15 protein-coding genes are annotated in these 16,996 nt (G+C 72.3%); 4 read left to right on the top strand and 11 right to left on the bottom strand.

Translation table 11 applies throughout. The features are described from left to right. Positions 1-143: 143 nt before the first annotated feature. Positions 144-1,019: a sirohydrochlorin chelatase gene (locus ACIP64_RS16330; RefSeq protein ID WP_401586495.1), complete on the bottom strand. Its 876-nt coding sequence runs from the start codon at positions 1,017-1,019 to the stop codon at positions 144-146. Positions 1,020-1,147: 128 nt separating this feature from the next. Beyond that, on the bottom strand, positions 1,148-1,984 hold the full coding sequence (locus tag ACIP64_RS16325; RefSeq protein WP_401586493.1) for a phospholipid scramblase-related protein: 837 nt from the start codon (positions 1,982-1,984) through the stop codon (positions 1,148-1,150). A gap of 91 nt (positions 1,985-2,075) precedes the next feature. On the opposite strand from ACIP64_RS16325, the gene ACIP64_RS16320 reads away from it, so the two are divergent. From ACIP64_RS16320 to ACIP64_RS16310, 3 genes are all read left to right on the top strand, one after another. Then, positions 2,076-2,945, top strand: a complete 870-nt coding sequence (locus tag ACIP64_RS16320; protein WP_401586491.1) for an alpha/beta fold hydrolase — start codon at positions 2,076-2,078, stop codon at positions 2,943-2,945. A 215-nt stretch (positions 2,946-3,160) separates the two neighbouring features. Continuing rightward, a complete protein-coding gene (locus ACIP64_RS16315) occupies positions 3,161-6,616 on the top strand; it encodes a phosphodiester glycosidase family protein (protein WP_401586489.1) in 3,456 nt (1,151 codons plus the stop codon). A gap of 138 nt (positions 6,617-6,754) precedes the next feature. Next, positions 6,755-7,432 (top strand): uracil-DNA glycosylase, encoded by a 678-nt coding sequence (locus ACIP64_RS16310; RefSeq protein WP_401586486.1) that lies wholly within the window; start codon positions 6,755-6,757, stop codon positions 7,430-7,432. A 5-nt stretch (positions 7,433-7,437) separates the two neighbouring features. Here ACIP64_RS16310 and ACIP64_RS16305 read toward each other — a convergent pair whose 3' ends face one another. From ACIP64_RS16305 to ACIP64_RS16295, 3 genes are all read right to left on the bottom strand, one after another. Continuing rightward, entirely contained in the window at positions 7,438-8,814 is a 1,377-nt protein-coding gene (locus tag ACIP64_RS16305; protein ID WP_401586484.1) for a nucleobase:cation symporter-2 family protein, read from the bottom strand. A 112-nt stretch (positions 8,815-8,926) separates the two neighbouring features. After that, entirely contained in the window at positions 8,927-10,276 is a 1,350-nt protein-coding gene (locus tag ACIP64_RS16300; RefSeq protein ID WP_401586481.1) for an FAD-dependent oxidoreductase, read from the bottom strand. 109 nt (positions 10,277-10,385) lie between these two features. After that, the gene (locus tag ACIP64_RS16295) at positions 10,386-10,976 is read right to left on the bottom strand and encodes a DUF305 domain-containing protein (RefSeq protein WP_401586530.1); all 591 of its coding nucleotides are present in this window, start codon (positions 10,974-10,976) and stop codon (positions 10,386-10,388) included. A gap of 220 nt (positions 10,977-11,196) precedes the next feature. Here ACIP64_RS16295 and ACIP64_RS16290 point away from each other — a divergent pair, with 220 nt between their 5' ends. Further along, positions 11,197-12,543, top strand: a complete 1,347-nt coding sequence (locus tag ACIP64_RS16290) for an LVIVD repeat-containing protein (protein WP_401586528.1) — start codon at positions 11,197-11,199, stop codon at positions 12,541-12,543. Here the strand turns inward: ACIP64_RS16290 and ACIP64_RS16285 are convergent. The 6 genes from ACIP64_RS16285 to ACIP64_RS16260 all read right to left on the bottom strand — a co-directional run bounded on the left by ACIP64_RS16285 (position 12,534) and on the right by ACIP64_RS16260 (position 16,958). Next, positions 12,534-13,181 (bottom strand): TetR/AcrR family transcriptional regulator, encoded by a 648-nt coding sequence (locus ACIP64_RS16285; RefSeq protein ID WP_401586479.1) that lies wholly within the window; start codon positions 13,179-13,181, stop codon positions 12,534-12,536. The genes ACIP64_RS16290 and ACIP64_RS16285 overlap by 10 nt on opposite strands. A 147-nt stretch (positions 13,182-13,328) precedes the next feature. Next, complete coding sequence (locus ACIP64_RS16280; RefSeq protein WP_401586476.1) at positions 13,329-14,033, bottom strand: HAD family hydrolase; 705 nt, start codon at positions 14,031-14,033, stop codon at positions 13,329-13,331. Between the two features lie 94 nt (positions 14,034-14,127). Further along, complete coding sequence (locus ACIP64_RS16275) at positions 14,128-14,538, bottom strand: ester cyclase (RefSeq protein WP_401586473.1); 411 nt, start codon at positions 14,536-14,538, stop codon at positions 14,128-14,130. A 104-nt stretch (positions 14,539-14,642) separates the two neighbouring features. Further along, complete coding sequence (locus ACIP64_RS16270) at positions 14,643-15,335, bottom strand: phosphatase PAP2 family protein (protein ID WP_401586471.1); 693 nt, start codon at positions 15,333-15,335, stop codon at positions 14,643-14,645. A 10-nt stretch (positions 15,336-15,345) separates the two neighbouring features. Continuing rightward, positions 15,346-16,284 (bottom strand): M56 family metallopeptidase, encoded by a 939-nt coding sequence (locus tag ACIP64_RS16265; protein WP_401586468.1) that lies wholly within the window; start codon positions 16,282-16,284, stop codon positions 15,346-15,348. 95 nt (positions 16,285-16,379) lie between these two features. Then, a complete protein-coding gene (locus ACIP64_RS16260; protein WP_401586466.1) occupies positions 16,380-16,958 on the bottom strand; it encodes a DUF5134 domain-containing protein in 579 nt (192 codons plus the stop codon). Positions 16,959-16,996: the final 38 nt, after the last annotated feature.

Below are 16,996 nucleotides of genomic sequence, written 5' to 3'. Positions count from 1 at the left end.
CCTCGCTCTGGCCCGCCCCCCCCCCCCGGCGGGGGCGGGGCGCCGCGCGGGCCCCCCCCCCCCCCCCCCCCGCGGGGGGGGGGCGGGCGGGGGGCGCCCGGGGCCCCCCCCACCACGCCGTCGTCGTACGGGCGGGCGGCCCGTCAGGGCATGGGCGCACCCTCCGGCGACTGGGGGATGCCCAGGGCCGTCGTGTACTTGGCCACCACGAGCTTGCCGATCGCCGGGTAGGGGCCGAGGGCGTCGGCGGCCGAGCAGCCGGCCTCCTTGCCCGCGTCGTGCAGCACCTCGGGGGCGACCTCCGGGCCGACCACGTACGGGGCCAGGGCCAGCGTCAGCGAACCGGAGGAACGCAGCTGGTCGGCGGCCTCGGCGATGGAGCCCTCGATGTCCAGCGCGGCGGGCAGCACCGGCACGGCGAGCCGCGCGGCCAGCAGCAGACCGGTCACGCCGGCCGCCTGGACCGCCTCCTCGCCGCCCACGGTGGCCAGGATGATGCCGTCGGCCGCCGTGGCGACCGTGAACAGCCGGGCGCGGTCGGCACGCGCCAGACCGGCCTCCGACAGCCGCACGTGCAGCGCCTCGGCGAGCAGCGGGTGCGGACCCAGCACATCGGTGACCTCGGCCGCGGAGCGGCTGTCCATCACGGCCTGCCGCAACCGGCGCATGACCGACGCCTCGGGCCCGGCCAGCAGCGGCACCACGATCGCCGCGGGGGACTCCTCGCCGCGCTCGGCGGCCGCCTGGGTCAGCACGGACTCCAGCGAGGGGTACTCGTCGCCGTCACCGTCGACATAGCCGACGCGGGGGTCGAGACCGGCCAGCTCGATACGCGCGATGCTGACGATCTCCTCCGCCAGGCTGCGTATCGCGGGGGAAGGCGTACCGGGCACGGCAAGGACCAGCGCGGGCGCGCCCTCGGGCGTGGTCAGCGTTTCCGGTCGCCGGTGGCGCCCGGGCTGGCGGGGGCGCGGCATTCGAACGGGCAGGCCGGGTGCGGGGCCTTCGGCAGTGCTCATGGCGAGGCATGCTAGTGCCTTTGCGCGCGCTGTTGTTCGGGCGGGTCCTTCCCAGGGGTTACCTGTCCGGTTCTGTCCGGATACGGTGCCGGGTCCGGCAGGGCCCGGCACCGTGTCGCGGGGGCCGGTCAGCCCAGTCCGCGCGAGTCCTGCTTCAGGGCCGTGTCGACGGTGAGCGCCGAGGCGACGACCATGCTGAGCAGCGGATCCGCCAGCGGACGGTGGATCCGCAGCACGTAGTTGTCGGCCGTGGTGAACATCGTCTTCGCCAGGCCCTCCCACGTCTTGGTGATACGGGCCACCTCGGTGCCGGCGTGGTCGACGATCGCGAAGTTCCAGGCCCGCCAGTTCTCCGCCTTGATGGCGCCGATCTTCTGGCCGTTCACCTCGAACGCGAAGTTGATCTTGCCGATCGCGTTCTGCTGGACGATCTCACCGAGCGTCGTGCCGTCCGGGCGCTGTACGACGACCTTCGACTTGATGAACTTCGCGGGACGGGTGAGCAGCAGCTGCGGCTGCCCGTGCGCATCGCGGACCTCCAGGCGGACCGACAGGAACTGGTCGACGCTGGAGACGAAGCGCAGCACCTTGCGGGCGGTGCTCTGGCCGACCTGGATCACCGAGCCCAGTTGGGCGCCGTTCTGGTCGAACACGCTGTACTCGTTGTTCAGCTCGATGAGCTTGGCCTTCTGGTTGACCACGAGGACCGGCTCGCTGAACAGCGTGCCGCCGCCCTGCGCCCCGGGGGCGAGGCCCGCCTGCTGCTGCACCTGCCGCTGGATGCGCGAGGGGTCGTGGCCGCCGTCCACGCCCAGCTCCCAGGGGTTCTCCTTGGTGGGGGCCGGGGGCTGCTGGCCCGCGTGGGTGTGCTCCGTCCACTGGGACCCGTCCCAGTAGCGCAGCAGATTCTGAGTGCCGTGCGGGTCCGCGTACCAGCCCGCCGGGGTGTTCGATTGCGTCGTCACCCGGGCAGGGTAACGGCTGCCACCGACACCGCCGTTGCCGGTGCGCCGCACCGGGCCGCTCGCGGCCGGGCGGCGCGGGCACACTGGGCGGATGTTCGCCGAATCGCTGGTGCCGGTGTCGGACGACCCGGTCGTGGAACTGTTCGTGGCGCAGAGCGCCCGCTGCGCCGAGCGGCCGTTGCTGGTGGTCCACGGAGGCCCCGACTGGGACCACAGCTACCTGCGGGAACCCCTCGCCCGGCTCGCCGGTCACCGCCGGATCGTCCTGCCGGACCTGCGCGGCTGCGGGCGTTCCACCCGCGGACTGGCGGACGGCGCGTACACCCCCGCGGCGGCCACCACCGACCTCGTGCGTCTTCTGGACGCGCTGGGGATCGAGCGGGCGGACGTCCTCGGCTTCTCGTACGGAGGGCTGATCGCCCAGCGGCTCGCACTGGCCGCGCCGGAACGCGTCCGACGCCTGGTGGTCGCGTCCAGCAGCGTCCTGCCCGTGCCCGAGGACGCGTTCGACGGCTGGCGCGAACGCACCGAGCGCATGGCGGCCGAGGCAGAGGTGTGGTCCGACCCGTCGCTGTCGGGTCCTGGACTCACCCGGGCAGCGGCTCTGGCCGCCGCGCCGGCGAACGTCTGGCGCCCGGACGCCCTGCCCGGCTACCTCGACGTCCTCGCGGGCGTCCGGTTCTCCGGGGAGTGGATGCGGCCCTGGCAGGCCGGCACGCTGCCCGGCCCCCGCCTTCCGGACGCGCCCCGGCGCCTCGCGGACTCCGGCATTCCGCTCCTCCTGCTGCACGGGCGGCAGGACATGACCTTCCCCGTCGGTCTCGTGGCGCCCACGCTCGAACTGATCCCGGGCGCACGGGCCTCGGTCGTCGAGGAAGCGGGCCACATGGCCCACATCGACCAACCCCTCGCCTGGCTGGAGGCCTTGGAGGCGTTTCTCTCCGGTCCCTCCGCGGACTGAGAGGCGCCGAGCGGCGCGGGGTGACCGGGATCCTGACGGTGCGAAACCCGTGGGCCGTACACACAAGGCCACAGCCAGGGTTCATTGCTTGATGGTGAAGACGTCATGTGCGCTCTTCACAGGATCTCTCTAATCGGATCCGCACCCATGATCGAAACGGGTGCGGCGGAGGCGTGCCTCCGTGTCCCTTCCGATCCGAGGTTTCCATGAAATTGATGGTCGTGAACCATCGGCGGGCAAGGCCACTGCTCGTGGTGCTCGCCACGGCGACCGCGCTGGCGGCCGCACCTGCCGTGGCGTACGCGGACAGCAGCCGGCCCGCGCCCGTCACCGGCGGCATCCCCCTGGTCAACACCTCAGAGAAGATCGGCCCGGGCATCGGCCTCCAGCACGTCAAGGCCGTCGACCAGAAGGGCTGGTACGACGCCCAGTTCCTCACCGTCGACCTGTCCAACAGCTCGGTCGGCACGGACCTGCTGAGCTCCGGACCGGTCGCGTCCGGCGGGCCGCTCAGCGACGCCGTCAACAAGGCGGGTGCCGTCGCGGGCGTGAACGGCGACTTCTTCGACATCGGCAACTCCAACGCGGCGCTCGGCGGCGAGGTCCAGAACGGGCAGCTCGTCAAGACCGCCGACATCTCCGGCGGCCGCAAGCACGTCGGCGTCAGCAAGGACGGCATCGCCCAGCTCGTGGACCTCACGGTCAACACGACGGCGAAGTTCGCGGACGCGGACCACAAGGTCCTGTCGATCAACGCCGCGAACGGCGGCGGCATCCCCGCCGACGGCATGGTCGCGTTCACGCCCGCGTGGGGCACCTACAGCCGCAACAACGGCCTGACGGGCGTGGCGAACGACCAGATCGCCGAGGCCCTGGTCACCAACGGCTCGGTCGTGTCGGTCACCCCGAGCGGTCCGGCCGGTTCCGGGGCGATCCCGGACGGCAGCTTCGTGCTCGTCGGCCGCGGCGCCGCGGCGACCGCGATCCGCGCGCTCCAGCCCGGCGACCCGGCGACCCTCAGCTACGCGCTCGCCGACAACGCCGCAAAGACCATGCAGTTCGCGATCGGCCACGGCGGCACCATCGTCGCCGGCGGCCAGGTCGTCAAGGGCCTCGACACCTCGATTGCCCCGCGCACCGCGCTCGGTTTCAAGGACGGCGGCAAGACCCTCGTCCTCGCCACCTGGGACGGCCCGGGCGGCACCGGCAAGGGCGGCGTCGGCATCGACAAGGAAGCGCGCGACCTCGCCGCGATGGGCGTGGAGACGGCGGTCAACCTCGACGGCGGCGGCTCGTCCACCATGGTCGCCCGCGGTCTCGGCGACGACTCCGCGACCGTCCGCAACGTCCCGTCCGACGGCCACGAGCGCAACGACCCCAATGGTGTCGGCGTGTTCGTGACGAAGGGCGACGGCAAGCTGCGCCAGCTGCTCGTCAAGCCCGCGCCCGGCCAGACCGCGGCCGACGGTGAGGTGAAGGTCTTCCCCGGCCTGCACCGCAAGCTCACCGCGGAGGGTGTCGACAGCCACCAGACGCCGGTGACGGTCGACCCGTCGTCCGTGCAGTGGTCGGCACGTGAGGCGTCCGTCGACGGCGCCACTCTCACCGCGCCCCAGGCGCACGGCCCGGTCACCGTCGACGCGAAGTCGGGCAGTGTGACGGGGCACGGGACGGTCTCCGTCCTCGGCCCGCTGGCGAGCGTGGAGCCCTCCTCGCAGCTGCTGTCGATCGCCTCCGCCACTCCCAGCGACGCGACGTCCGTCTCCGTGACGGGTCGTGACGTGGAGGGCTACACGGCCCCGATCGACCCGCAGGACCTCTCGCTCGACTACGACCACGATGTCGTGGACATCAAGGCCGTGGACGGCAAGCTGCGGATCACTCCGCTGGCCAACGCGAGCACGATCCTGAAGATCTCGGTCGCCGGCCAGACGGCGCAGCTGCCGATCACGATCGGTGTGCAGACGAAGACGGTCTACGACTTCGACGACGACGTGCTGGCCCGCTGGCGCAACAACAGCACCGCGGCCACGACGTTCTCGAAGGCCCCCGAGGGTCTGCGGATCGACTTCAACGCCATGCGCAACGTGGGCATCAGCACCACGACGCGCGTCGCCGTGCCGGGTCAGCCGCTGCGTCTGCGGGTGCGGATCAAGTCCAGCATCAGCGTGCCGAGCGGTCTGACCTACGTCGCGTACACGGACTCGTCGGGCAAGAGCGTCGGTGTCTACGGCACGGGTCTGACCGCGAGTGACAACTGGCAGTACGCGAACTTCGATGTTCCGGCCGGTACGAAGTTCCCGATCTCGATCTCGAGCTTCCAGGGCATCAACACCAGCGTGGCGCAGCAGAAGGCGGGCTCGTTCGTCCTGGACCGGATCGAGGCGGACGTCCCGACCTCGATGGATCTGCCGGCGCAGCCGGACCTGAAGCCGGACCCGCTGGTCTCGGACGACGGTTCGCTCCTCAAGGGCAGCAGCACCTGGCAGTTCGCGACCCTGTCCGATGTGCAGTTCACCGCCGACAGCCCGGCGCTGACGCAGGTGGCCACCGCCGCGATCCACAAGATCCGCGCGACCCACCCGGACCTGCTGGTCCTCAACGGCGACATCACCGACCGCGGTCTGCCGCAGGACCTCAAGCTGGCCCACCAGGTCCTCACCGACGCCGGCTGCGACCTGATCCCGGTCGGCCAGGAGCCCGCCGCGGACAGCACCCCGGACCCGGCCGCCGGGTCCATCCCCTGCTACTACGTGCCGGGCAACCACGAGTCCTACGGCCTGAACAACGTCCAGTCGGACCTGACGAACTTCACCGCCGAGTTCGGCAAGCCCTACCGCACGTTCGACCACAAGGGCACCCGCTTCATCCTGCTCGCCAGCTCGCTGGGCTCGCTGCGCAGCACCGCCTGGGACCAGCTCCCCATGCTCCAGCAGGCCCTCGCCGACGCCAAGGACGACAAGTCCATCGACAACGTGGCGGTGTTCGCCCACCACCCCGTCGACGACCCGGCCGAGACCAAGTCCAGCCAGCTCGGTGACCGCGACGAGGTCGCGCTCGTGGAGAACCTGCTGACCGACTTCCGTGACGACTCCGGCAAGGGCGCCGTCATGGTCGGCTCCCACGCGCAGATCGCCAACGTCCACCACGTCGAGGGCGTCCCCTACATGGTGCTGCCGTCCTCGGGCAAGGACCCCTACGGCACCCCGGACCGCGGTGGCTTCACCGGCTGGGTCGACTGGTCCGTCGACTCGCACCGCAACGCGCGCCAGCAGTGGATCCAGGCCGACGTGCGCGCCTTCGCCCAGTCCATCACCCTCAACACCCCCGACACCGTGCAGGCCGGGACGACCGCGCAGATCTCCGGCAGCATCGTGCAGCCGCAGGGCGTGGCGACCGGCTCGCGTGTCGTGCCGCTGCGCTACCCGATGTCGGTGAACTGGACCGGTTCGTCGAACCTGGCCGTCGGCACCGGCCAGGACGCGGTCGACGACGCCCGCCGCAAGGGCAAGACCGCCATCCTCGACCCGCAGACCCGCATCCTCACCGCACTCAACCCCGGCACCGTGACCGTCACGGTGACCAACGACTCGATGCGTCCCTACACCGACGACGCGTCGCTCGCGCCGATTACGACCTCCAAGACCATCCAGGTCCTGCCGCAGGGCTGACCCGCACCCGGGTGACCCACGCAACCGCGTGACCGAGGGCGAGCACACACCACGTGCTCGCCCTCGGTGCTGTTCACAGGTGCCCGCGGCCTCGCCGCCGGTGAGAGTGTGTCGGTGTGGGCCGGTAGGGTGACGCCCGTGGCAGCACGACCATTGAGTGAACTTGTCGAACCCCGCTGGGCCGAGGCCCTCGCGCCCGTCGCCGAACGCATTGCGGGGATGGGTGACTTCCTACGGGCGGAGATCGCGGCGGGCCGGACCTATGTGCCGGCCGGACAGCACATCCTGCGGGCGTTCCAGCAGCCCTTCGACGAAGTGAGGGTGCTGATCGTCGGGCAGGACCCCTATCCGACGCCGGGGATGGCCATCGGCCACAGCTTCGCCGTCGCCGCGGAGGTGCGCCGACTGCCCGAGAGCCTGCAGAACATCTACCAGGAGCTCCAGTCGGACCTCGGCCTGCCCCGGCCGTCGAACGGCGACCTGACGCCCTGGACCCGGCAGGGAGTGCTGCTGCTCAACAGGGCGCTGACCACGGCACCCGGCAACTCCGCTGCGCATCGCGGCAAGGGCTGGGAGGCAGTGACCGAGCAGGCGATACGCGCCCTGGCCGCGCGCGGCAAGCCGTTGGTGTCGATCCTCTGGGGCCGCGACGCCCGCAACGCCCGCCCCCTGCTCGGGAACCTGCCGGCGATCGAGTCGGCGCATCCTTCGCCCAGGTCCGCCGATCGAGGATTCTTCGGCTCGCGGCCCTTCAGCAGGGCCAACGACCTTTTGCTCCAGCAGGGTGCCCAGCCCGTCGACTGGAAGCTTCCCTAGGCGGCCTACGCGCCCTGCTCACCACCCCCGGTGGGCAGGGCGTCCGCGTCGGGCATCCCGTCGTCCACCGAAGTACGGCCGCCCGGCAGGTGGTTGAAGAGCAGATTGAGCGCGACGGCGGTGACGCAGCCCGCGCTGATACCGCTGTCCATGATCGTCCGGAACCAGTCGGGGAACCACTCGTACACCGTGGGCACGCCCACCGGCAGCAGCCCCACCGCCAGGGACACCGCGACGACCATCAGGTCGGCGGTGCCGTGGAAGTCCACGGTGGCCAGCGTGCGCAGTCCGCTCGCCGCCACCGTGCCGAACATCACCAGCCCCGCGCCGCCCAGTACCGGCGCCGGGATCGCGGCGACCACCGCGCCCAGCTTGGGCAGCAGCCCGAGCAGGACGAGGATGCCGCCCGCGGTGGCCACCACCCACCGGCTGCGCACCCGGGTCAGTCCCACCAGGCCCACGTTCTGCGCGTAGGCGGTGTACGGGAAGGTGTTGAAGATCCCGCCCAGCACGGTCGACACGCCGTCGGCGCGCAGCCCGTCCGCGAGCCGGCCGGGTTCCGCCTTGCGGCCGGTCAGTTCGCCGACGGCGATGATGTCTCCGGTCGTCTCGGTCATCGTCACCAGTGCCACGACGAGCATGGAGACCACGGCGGCGCCCTGGAAGGTGGGGGTGCCGAAGTGGAAGGGCGTGCTGATGCCGAGCCAGTGCGCGTCGCCGACCGCGCTGAAGTCGGTGAGACCGAGCGGCACGGCCACCGCCGTCCCGACGACGATGCCGGCGAGTACCGCGACCCGGGCGACGACAGCCGGCGCGAAGCGCTGGATCAGCACGATCGCGAGCAGTACGGCGGCCGCCAGCGCGATGTTGCGCGGCGCCCCGAAGTCGGCGGAACCGGCCCCGCCCGCAACCCAGTTGCCCGCCACCGGCAGCAGGCTCAGCCCGATGACCAGGATGACGGTGCCCGTCACCACGGGCGGGAAGTAGTGCAGCAGCCGGCCGAAGACGGGGGCCAGCAGGATCATCGCCAGGCCCGCGACGATCACCGAGCCGTAGATCGCGGGCAGTCCGCCGTCCTGGCCGATCAGCACCATGGGGGAGACCGCGGCGAAGGTGCAGCCCTGCATGATCGGCAGCCGTACGCCGAAGCGCCACCAGCCGACGCACTGCAGCAGGGTGGCGATGCCGCACACCAGCAGGTCCGCCGTGATGAGGTACGCCAGATCGGCCGGCGACAGCTTGAGGGCGCCGCCCACGATCAGCGGTACCGCGACCGCGCCCGCGTACATCGCCAGTACGTGCTGCAGGCCGAACGCCGCGAGCCGGGCGGGCGGCAGGACTTCGTCGACGGGATGGACCGGCGGGCGGGACGTCGTCGCCATGGGGGGACTCTCCTCGAACGCGGCGCGAATGAGCGGCTGTGCCGGGGTGCCGGCTGCCCGAGACCCTAGGGACCGTCAACCAGGCGCTGCGACCACGGGTGCTGACATGCCGTCACCCTGGGCTCCCCGCCGCGGCCGCCAACAACCCCGACCAGTCAGGGATCTTGACGGTGGCCCGGTCCAGGGACCGGCCGAGCTCCGCCTCCGCGGCCTCGATGGCCTCCCAGCCCGTCCACTCGACGGGACGCTGCCCCGCCGCGCGCAGTCCCTCCAGCGGGTCCGCCGGCAGCTCGCCGCGCGCCAGCAGCGCTTCGGCGTCCGCGAGCAGCGCCGAGGCGGTCTCCTTGGCGCACGGCCGGTTGGTGCCGATGACACCGGTCGGCCCGCGCTTGATCCATCCGGCGACGTACTCGCCCGGCGAACGCCTGCCGTCCCGCAGCACCCGGCCCTCCTCGTTGGGGACGATGCCCAGTGCCTCGTCGAAGGGCAGCCCCTCCATGGCCACACCGCGGTAGCCGACCGAGCGCAGTACGAGCTGCGCGCCGATGTCCTCGAACCCGCCGCTGCCGCGCACCCCGCCCTGCCCGTCCGGCACCGTCCGCTCGAAGCGCACACCCGCCACCCTGTCCTCGCCCAGCAGTGCGGCCGGGCGCAGGAAGAAGCGCAGATGGATGCGGCGCCGGTGCCCGGCGGGCGGGCGCGCGGCCCAGCCGCGCAGCACCTCGACATTGCGCCGGGCGACCGCCGGCAGGGCGCCCGGATCGGCGTACGCGGGATCGAGCGCGAGCTCGTCCTCCCGGACCAGCACGTCCGCGTCCGCGAGGGCGCCCAGTTCGCGCAGCTCCTTGGTGGTGAACTTCGCCTGCGAGGGACCTCGCCTGCCGACCATGTGGACGTCCGTGACCCGGCTGTTCTCCAGTGCGCGCAGGGCCGCTTCGGGGACGTCGGTGCGACGCAGCTCGTCGGCGCCGCGTGCCAGGATGCGGGCGACGTCCACGGCGACATTGCCGACGCCGACGACGACCGTGGACCGCGCGCTGAGCAGGAACTCGTCGGGGGCCTGGTCCGGGTGCGCGCTGTACCAGGAGACGAAGCGCGTCGCGGAGAAGCTGCCCGGGAGGTCCTCGCCGGGGACCCCGAGCTGGCGGTCGGTGGCGGCGCCGACGCAGTAGACCACCGCGTGGTACAGCTCCAGCAGGCGCTCGGGGGGCAGTCCGGGCGCGCCGGCCGTCACGTTGCCCAGGAAGCGGATCCGCGGGTCCTCCAGGACGCGCCGCAGATTGCCCTGCAGGGACTTGATCTTCTCGTGGTCGGGCGCGACACCGTACCTGACCAGGCCGTACGGGCAGGGGAGCCGGTCCAGCACGTCCACCGAGACCTGGGGGACCGCGTCCTGGCGGGCCAGGGCCTCCGCCGTGTACACCCCGCTGGGACCTGATCCGACGACGGCGATGCGAAGCACAGGCGCCTCCTCCTGGTCGAGGCGACGGCCGGAGCGGCCGGGCACTTCCCAGCATCGCACCGGGCATCGGCCGGGGCAGGGCGGCGCAGGCGTGTCGCGGTGCGCGATGTCAGGTCAAGGCGCGCATTCGGCCGATCTCGGCGGTCTGCTGCGCGATCACCTCGCTCGCCCACTCGCCCACCTGGACGTTGCGTCCCTCGGTCAGCACCTCCGTCGCCATGGTGATCGCGCCTTCGTGGTGGGCGATCATCAGCCGCAGGAAGAGCCGGTCGAAGGCCGTGCCCCGGGCGGCAGCCAGTTCGGCCAGCTGCGCGGGGGACGCCATGCCCGGCATCGACGCGTGGTCGTGGTCGTGCCCGGTGCCCGGTGAGGCGCCGCCGTTCTCCTTGAGCCAGGCGGCCATCGTCTTGATCTCCGGGCCCTGGGCGGCCTCGATGCGCGCGGCCAGGGCGCGCACCTTGGTGCCGGACGCGCGGGTGTCCGCGTACGTGGCCATGACCAGCGCCTGCTCATGGTGGGCGATCATGTTCGTCGTGTAGGACAGGTCGGCGGCGTTGGGGGTGTCGTCGGGCCTGGCCTTGGCGGCCTCGTCCGCGGACAAGGTGGCCGCGTCCTCGCCCGGCCGACCAGGGGCGATGACCGAGGGAGCGGCGGCCTTGGCGTCGTCACCGCCCCCGTCGCACCCGGTCAGCGTGAGCATCGAGGCGGCCAGGGACAACGGAAGCAGCACTAATACTGCACAGCGAGTCGCGAGCACTGCCTCATTGTGCATCTTTTGACACGAGCATGAAAAGAGCATACTTCGGCTTGGTCGTTTCATCGTTTCATGTTGACCGCACACCTTGGAGGACGCGGTGACGCGTTTAAGGACTTCTCCCACCCGCCCCAGACGCCTCGCGGCCCTCGTGGCCGCGGCGCTCATGCTGCTCGGCCTCGGGGCCGCGGCGCCGGCGACCGCCGACGGCGCGATACCCGGCGTCGACGAGGTCGTGACCAGCGCCAACGTCGAGCATCTGGTGAACATCCCCAAGCAGTCCCTGACCAACTTCAACACCGACCTCGCCTTCCAGGGCAAGTACGCCTTCGCCGGCAACTACGACGGCTTCGTCGTCTACGACATCAGCCGCCCCTCCAGCCCCAAGGTCGTCAGCCAGGTGCTGTGCCCCGGCTCGCAGAACGACGTCTCGGTCTCCGGCGACCTGCTGGTGCTCTCCACCGACTCCTCCCGCTCGGACAACTCGTGCGCGAGCACCAGCCAGTCCGCCAGTGAGAAGTCCTCCTGGGAGGGCATCAAGGTCTTCGACATCAGCGACAAGGCCAACCCGCGCTACGTCGCCGCCGTCGAGACCAACTGCGGCTCCCACACGCACACCCTGGTGCCGAGCAAGCGCGACCTGTTCGTGTACGTCTCCTCGTACGCGCCCAGCGCGTCCTTCCCGGACTGCCAGCCCCCGCACGACGGCATCTCCGTCGTGAAGATCCCCCGCTCGCACCCCGAGAAGGCAGCCCTCGCCGGCTTCCCCGTCCTCTTCCCGGACGGCGGCAACCCGGGCGTCCCGCCCACCGACACCCAGGGGCGGGTCAGCGCGACGACCGGCTGCCACGACATCACGGCCTTCCCCAAGCTGGGGCTCGCCGCGGGCGCCTGCATGGGCGACGGCATCCTGATGGACATCTCCGACCCCGTGCGCCCGAAGGTGATCGACCGGGTCCAGGACAACGTCAACTTCTCGTTCTGGCACTCGGCGACCTTCAACGAGCGCGGTACCAAGGTCGTCTTCACCGACGAACTCGGCGGCGGCGGCGCCGCCGAGTGCAACGCGCTGGTCGGTCCGCAGCGCGGCGCGGACGGCATCTACGACATCGTCCGCAAGCACGGCCACCCGAAGCTCGTCTTCCGCAGCTACTACAAGATCCCGCGCATGCAGGCGGACACCGAGAACTGCGTCGCCCACAACGGCTCGCTCATCCCGGCCAAGGGCCGCGACATCATGGTCCAGGCCTGGTACCAGGGCGGCCTGTCCGTCTGGGACTTCACCGACTCCTCGCGTCCCCGCGAGATCGGCTTCTTCGAGCGCGGTCCGCTGTCCACCGACTCGCTGGTGCTCGGCGGCTCCTGGAGCGCCTACTACTACAACGGCTACATCTACTCGAACGACATCGCCAAGGGCTTCGACGTCCTGCGGATCTCCGACCGGCGCACCGACAGCGCCCGCGGTATCCGGCTCGCCGAGCTCAACGTGCAGACCCAGCCCGACTACCGCTGAGCGGGGTCGGACCGTGGTGTGCCGCCGGGTGGCAGCTCTTCGGGGCCGCCCGGCGGCACGCCGAGCTCCCAGTCCAGTCCGTAGCGCCGGAAGAGGTCCTTCCGCAGATGGGGCAGCGGCATCGGCGCGCCGGGGATCAGCTGGGCGAAGACCCCGCCCATCAACTGCGCCCGCAGCATGCGGTAGTCGGGCTCGGGGTCGGGGGAGCCCCACGCCTCCACGGCCCCGCGCAGCAGCTCCGCCAGGCGCTGCCGCTCGGCGCACTCGCTGAAGCCGGCCGTCTGCAGGATGCCCGCCATGTGCGCGCGCATCAGCACGGGGAACCGCCCCGGCAGTCCCAGCACGCTGTCGATCGCGCGGGCCAGCAGTTCGCGTCCGTCGGCGGCGACCGGCTGCCGCTCCAGCGCCGCGGACAGCTCGGTGTGCATCAGCCGGTGGGCCGCCGACTGAAGTAACTGGCGTTTGCCCGGGAAGTAGTACGAGACCAGCCCGCGTGCCGTGCCCGCCCGGTCGGCGATGTCGCCGAGGGTCGCGGCCTCGTAGCCGCGTTCCTCGACCAGCTCGACGGTCGCCCGCAACAGCCGTTCCCGCGAACGGCGCCGCATCTCTTCGTTGACCGACGGTCGCCGAGGGGACATGCTTTACTCCTGCGTTGACTGGCTCCGGGCCAATGTACTCGGGGTCCGGCTTTGCGCGAGCCCTGTGCTCGGGCGGGAACGCGGGGATCGGGCCGCGACCCGGCGGCGCGGGGGACCGCCGGGTCGCGACCCGAGCCCGTGTCCTCGTCAGCCGGTCAGCTCCAGCACCGGCAGCAGCCCCGCCGGGCGCTGCTCCGCCGGCAGATGGTCCACCAGGCGCACGGTGCATCCCAGCGCCGCGGCGCCGCCGTCCGCGCGCCGGTCGTCGCCCACCATGGCCACGCGCTCCGGCGGCAGGCCCAGGGCCTCGCAGGCGATCGCGAACAGCCTCGGGTCCGGCTTCTGCATTCCGTGCTCGTAACTCAGCACGAAGGCGTCCACGAGGCCGTCGAGGCCGTGCGCGCGGAAGACCGGCCGCAGGTCCCACCCGATGTTGCTCACCACGGCCACCGGCACCCCGCGCCGGCGCAGCTCACCGAGCACCTCGGCGGTGTCCGGGTACGGCGTCCACGCCTCCGGCCGCATGTGCCGCTCGTACAGCGCGTCATAGATGTCATGGGCGCCGTCCCACGGCAGTTCCGCCTCGCGCGCCAAGCCGGTGTAGGCGGCCCTGTGGTGAGCGGCCGACAGGTCCCGTTCCTCCCACACCTGGGCCAGATGCGCGGGAACGCGCCGCGGACCGACACCGCCCGGCAGCGCGCCGACGTGCTCCAGGCGCTCCGCCCAGGCCGCCGACTCCCCTTCCCCCAGCGGGATGCCGAGCTCCGCGACGACGGCACGCAGCCAGCTCTCCGTGGGCTCCACGCGCAGCAGTGTCCCGGAGAAGTCGAACATGAATCCCTTGATGGTCATGTCCGGCATCCTCCCCGACCCGCCCCGCGGGGACGTCACGGGGCGGTCACACCGGGCCGAACCGCGGCTGTCCGGCCGGTTGCGTCCGGCGGGGTCAGTCGGCCAGGCCGAGCTGCCGCAGCATCCCCAGCTCGTCGCTGCTGCCCCAGCGTTCGACGAGCTTGCCGTCCTTGACACGGCTGATCTGCATGCCCCGGTAGCTCACCGTCCGGCCGGTCGGCGGGTGCCCCATCAGCTCGCCGAGATGGGTACCGGTGACGGTGTACGCGAAGGCGATCTCTTCGTCGGTGGCCAGGACGTGCTCGACGTCGATGTGCAGATCGGGGAAGGCCGTCCGCATCCCCGCGAACATCTCCTCGTACCCCTCGGGGCCCGGAACCTGGCCCGGCGCCGGGTCGTGGTCGACGGAACCGGGTGCCACATAGGAGTCGATCTCGCCGAGCCGGCCGTCGTTCACCGCCGAGCCGAAGTGCTCCAGGATGGAGAGGTTGGATTCTCGCGACATGTGGTGCTCCCTGACGTCGGGACCGCGGGCGCCCACGAACGAAGGGCCGTGTGCCCGCCCCTTCCACTTCCCACGGTAGGCGCGAAGGACGCCGCGTGCCTACGTCAGGGCGGCGGCGCCGGCGTACGCCAGGGTTGGCAGAGCGCCGCGGTCCCGGTGAGCACCGCGGCCCCGAGGAGCCAGCCGCCGACGACGTCGCTGGGCCAGTGGACGCCCAGGTAGACCCGGGTGAGGCCGACACCGGCGACCGAGACCGCGGCCAGGGACCAGACGGCGGCGCGCGGCAGGCGACCGGCCCCCGGGCAGCGCAGACGGAACACCCACACCAGGGCGCCGCAGCTGATGGCGGCCGTCATGGCGTGCCCCGACGGGAAGGCCGCATAGGGCGCCGTGGCGAGCGGGTCCGGCCAGTGGGGGCGGGGGCGTCCCACGGCGGCCTTGACGGCCTGCTGGAGGACCCAGCCGAGGACGCCGCACAGGGCGAGCCACAGCGCCTGCCGCCCGGCCCGCCGCCACAGCAGCACGAGCAGGCAGACCGCCAGCAGGGCCCGCAGGGTCGAGGGGTCCCAGACATGGTCCGACAGCACCCGGTTGACCCGGGTCCAGCCGGGGTGGCGGACCCCGAAGGCGTGGAACGCGACGGCGATCCGGCGGTCGGCGTCCGTCAGCGGGGTCCACCGGCTCGCCACGAGTGCCAGGAGCAGCAGGAAGACGGCGGCCGTCGCGGCGCAGTACCGCAGGCACACCGCGCGCGGGCCACCGCCCCGGCTGACGGCGGGGGCGGGTGGGGCGTGCATGCGCCCGAGACTACGTCAGGGCGCCGATCCCGGGGCCGAACGCGACGAGGAGGGGGACGAACGGGATGAGCAGGGCGCACGCGGAGGCCTGCGCGCGGCCGAGCCGGGTCAGCCGCGGCGCCGGGTCGAGCAGCCGGCTGACCCGGCCGGGCAGATGGCCCTGCAGAGCCGGGCCGGGGCCGAACACCCCGCGGTCCTCGTTGAGTTCGACCAGGGCGAGTGCTGTCGTGAGCCCGCCGAAGCGGCGCGAGGCGATGTCGTCGGCGGCCAGTTCGATCAGGTGGTGCACCTGGTGGCGGAAGCCCGCGAAGACCGGGATCTGCGGGAAACCGGCCGCCAGCGCGCCCGCGCAGTGCAGGAGTACGTCGTGCCGGGCCCGGGCGTGTCCCTGCTCGTGCGCGAGGACGGCATCGAGTTGACGGCCTTTCAGGCGGCGCAGGGCGCCCGTGGTGATGACCAGTTGGGGCCGCTGCCCGGCCAGCCACCACGCCTCGGGCCGCTCGTCCTCCAGGACGACCAGCCGCTCGCCGGAGGCCGCCGCCTCGCCGGGCAGCCGCGGCGATCGCACGCGCAGTTCCGCGCGCCGCCGGCGCTGCCGGGTGCGCGCCGTACGGATCTCGCGGGCGAGCATGGCGCCCGTCCAGGCGCCGCCGCAGGCCAGGAGCACCGCCAGATACCCCGCCCAGGAGCCGTGGCCGGAGAGCCCGTACGCCTCCACCACCCCGCTCGGCGCGAACGCGAACAGCCCGCCGCGCAGCCACTGCCACGCGGCGCACGCGCTCAGCGCCATCGCCAGGAAGCAGCACAGCAGCACCGCGCCGACCACGCACTGCCACACCCACAGGGCCAGGACGGGTTCGCGTTCCGGCCATCCGGCCCGGGTCAGCAGACGCGGCGCCGTGGCCGCCGCCGTCGCACCGAGCAGCAGCAGCACCAGCGGGACCGTCATGGCGCCACACTATGAGGGCGGCCCGGCCCCCCGGTACGCTGCCGCGCCCTAAAGTGACGTACGCCTCACGGGCGTCACGGCGGCACGGCGTCCCGTCACAGTGTCAGCAGCATCGCGAACATGCCGATCCCCATCGACACCCGGCAGGCCGAGGCGAGCTCGGGCGCGTGCCGGACCGCGACCGCGCCTGCCGTGCCCGTCGCCGGCGTGACCGGGACCGACACCAGGCGCACGCCCGCCGCGAGCACGTACACCGCGAAGTACAGCAGCAGCAGTCCGGTGAGCAGGGGCGCGCCCATTGCGCCGTGCCCCGCGTGCGCCGAGCCGCCGGCGCCCTCCATGGCGGCGGTCATGTAGACCATCGCGATCGCGCCCACCGCGTGGTGCAGATGGTGCGCGTTCCGCCGGACCAGGAGCAGCGAGCGGACCGCCGCGACACCGAAGACCACCGCGAGGACCGCGGACGCCCAGGGCGGCTGGTCCAGGGCCGACACCGGCACCGCCATCACCGCCATGCCGGCGCCCATCAGCGCCTCGGCCCGCGCCGCGCTCCGCTGCTCGCGTTCCTCACGTGTCGTACCCGGGCACCCGGGCCGTGTGCGCACCAGGCAGTAGGCGGCCGTCGCCGCACCCAGCGCCACGAGCAGCCAGGCCACCAGCGGTGGTCCGTGCATGACCCGACCCCCTTCGGCTCCTGAACCGAGGATGCCCC

It is taken from the genome of Streptomyces sp. NPDC088733, assembly GCF_044751185.1.
Taxonomy (GTDB): Bacteria; Actinomycetota; Actinomycetes; order Streptomycetales; family Streptomycetaceae; genus Actinacidiphila.
This window is presented reverse-complemented; position numbering and strand designations above follow the sequence as displayed.

Coding starts and splice junctions, on each gene's coding strand:
- ACIP64_RS16330 (WP_401586495.1), bottom strand. CDS start 1,019: ATGAGCACTGCCGAAGGCCCCGCACCCGGCCTGCCCGTTCGAATGCCG.
- ACIP64_RS16320 (WP_401586491.1), top strand. CDS start 2,076: ATGTTCGCCGAATCGCTGGTGCCGGTGTCGGACGACCCGGTCGTGGAA.
- ACIP64_RS16315 (WP_401586489.1), top strand. CDS start 3,161: ATGGTCGTGAACCATCGGCGGGCAAGGCCACTGCTCGTGGTGCTCGCC.
- ACIP64_RS16305 (WP_401586484.1), bottom strand. CDS start 8,814: ATGGCGACGACGTCCCGCCCGCCGGTCCATCCCGTCGACGAAGTCCTG.
- ACIP64_RS16295 (WP_401586530.1), bottom strand. CDS start 10,976: ATGCTCACGCTGACCGGGTGCGACGGGGGCGGTGACGACGCCAAGGCC.
- ACIP64_RS16290 (WP_401586528.1), top strand. CDS start 11,197: ATGCTGCTCGGCCTCGGGGCCGCGGCGCCGGCGACCGCCGACGGCGCG.
- ACIP64_RS16285 (WP_401586479.1), bottom strand. CDS start 13,181: ATGTCCCCTCGGCGACCGTCGGTCAACGAAGAGATGCGGCGCCGTTCG.
- ACIP64_RS16280 (WP_401586476.1), bottom strand. CDS start 14,033: ATGACCATCAAGGGATTCATGTTCGACTTCTCCGGGACACTGCTGCGC.
- ACIP64_RS16275 (WP_401586473.1), bottom strand. CDS start 14,538: ATGTCGCGAGAATCCAACCTCTCCATCCTGGAGCACTTCGGCTCGGCG.
- ACIP64_RS16270 (WP_401586471.1), bottom strand. CDS start 15,335: ATGCACGCCCCACCCGCCCCCGCCGTCAGCCGGGGCGGTGGCCCGCGC.
- ACIP64_RS16265 (WP_401586468.1), bottom strand. CDS start 16,284: ATGACGGTCCCGCTGGTGCTGCTGCTGCTCGGTGCGACGGCGGCGGCC.
- ACIP64_RS16260 (WP_401586466.1), bottom strand. CDS start 16,958: ATGCACGGACCACCGCTGGTGGCCTGGCTGCTCGTGGCGCTGGGTGCG.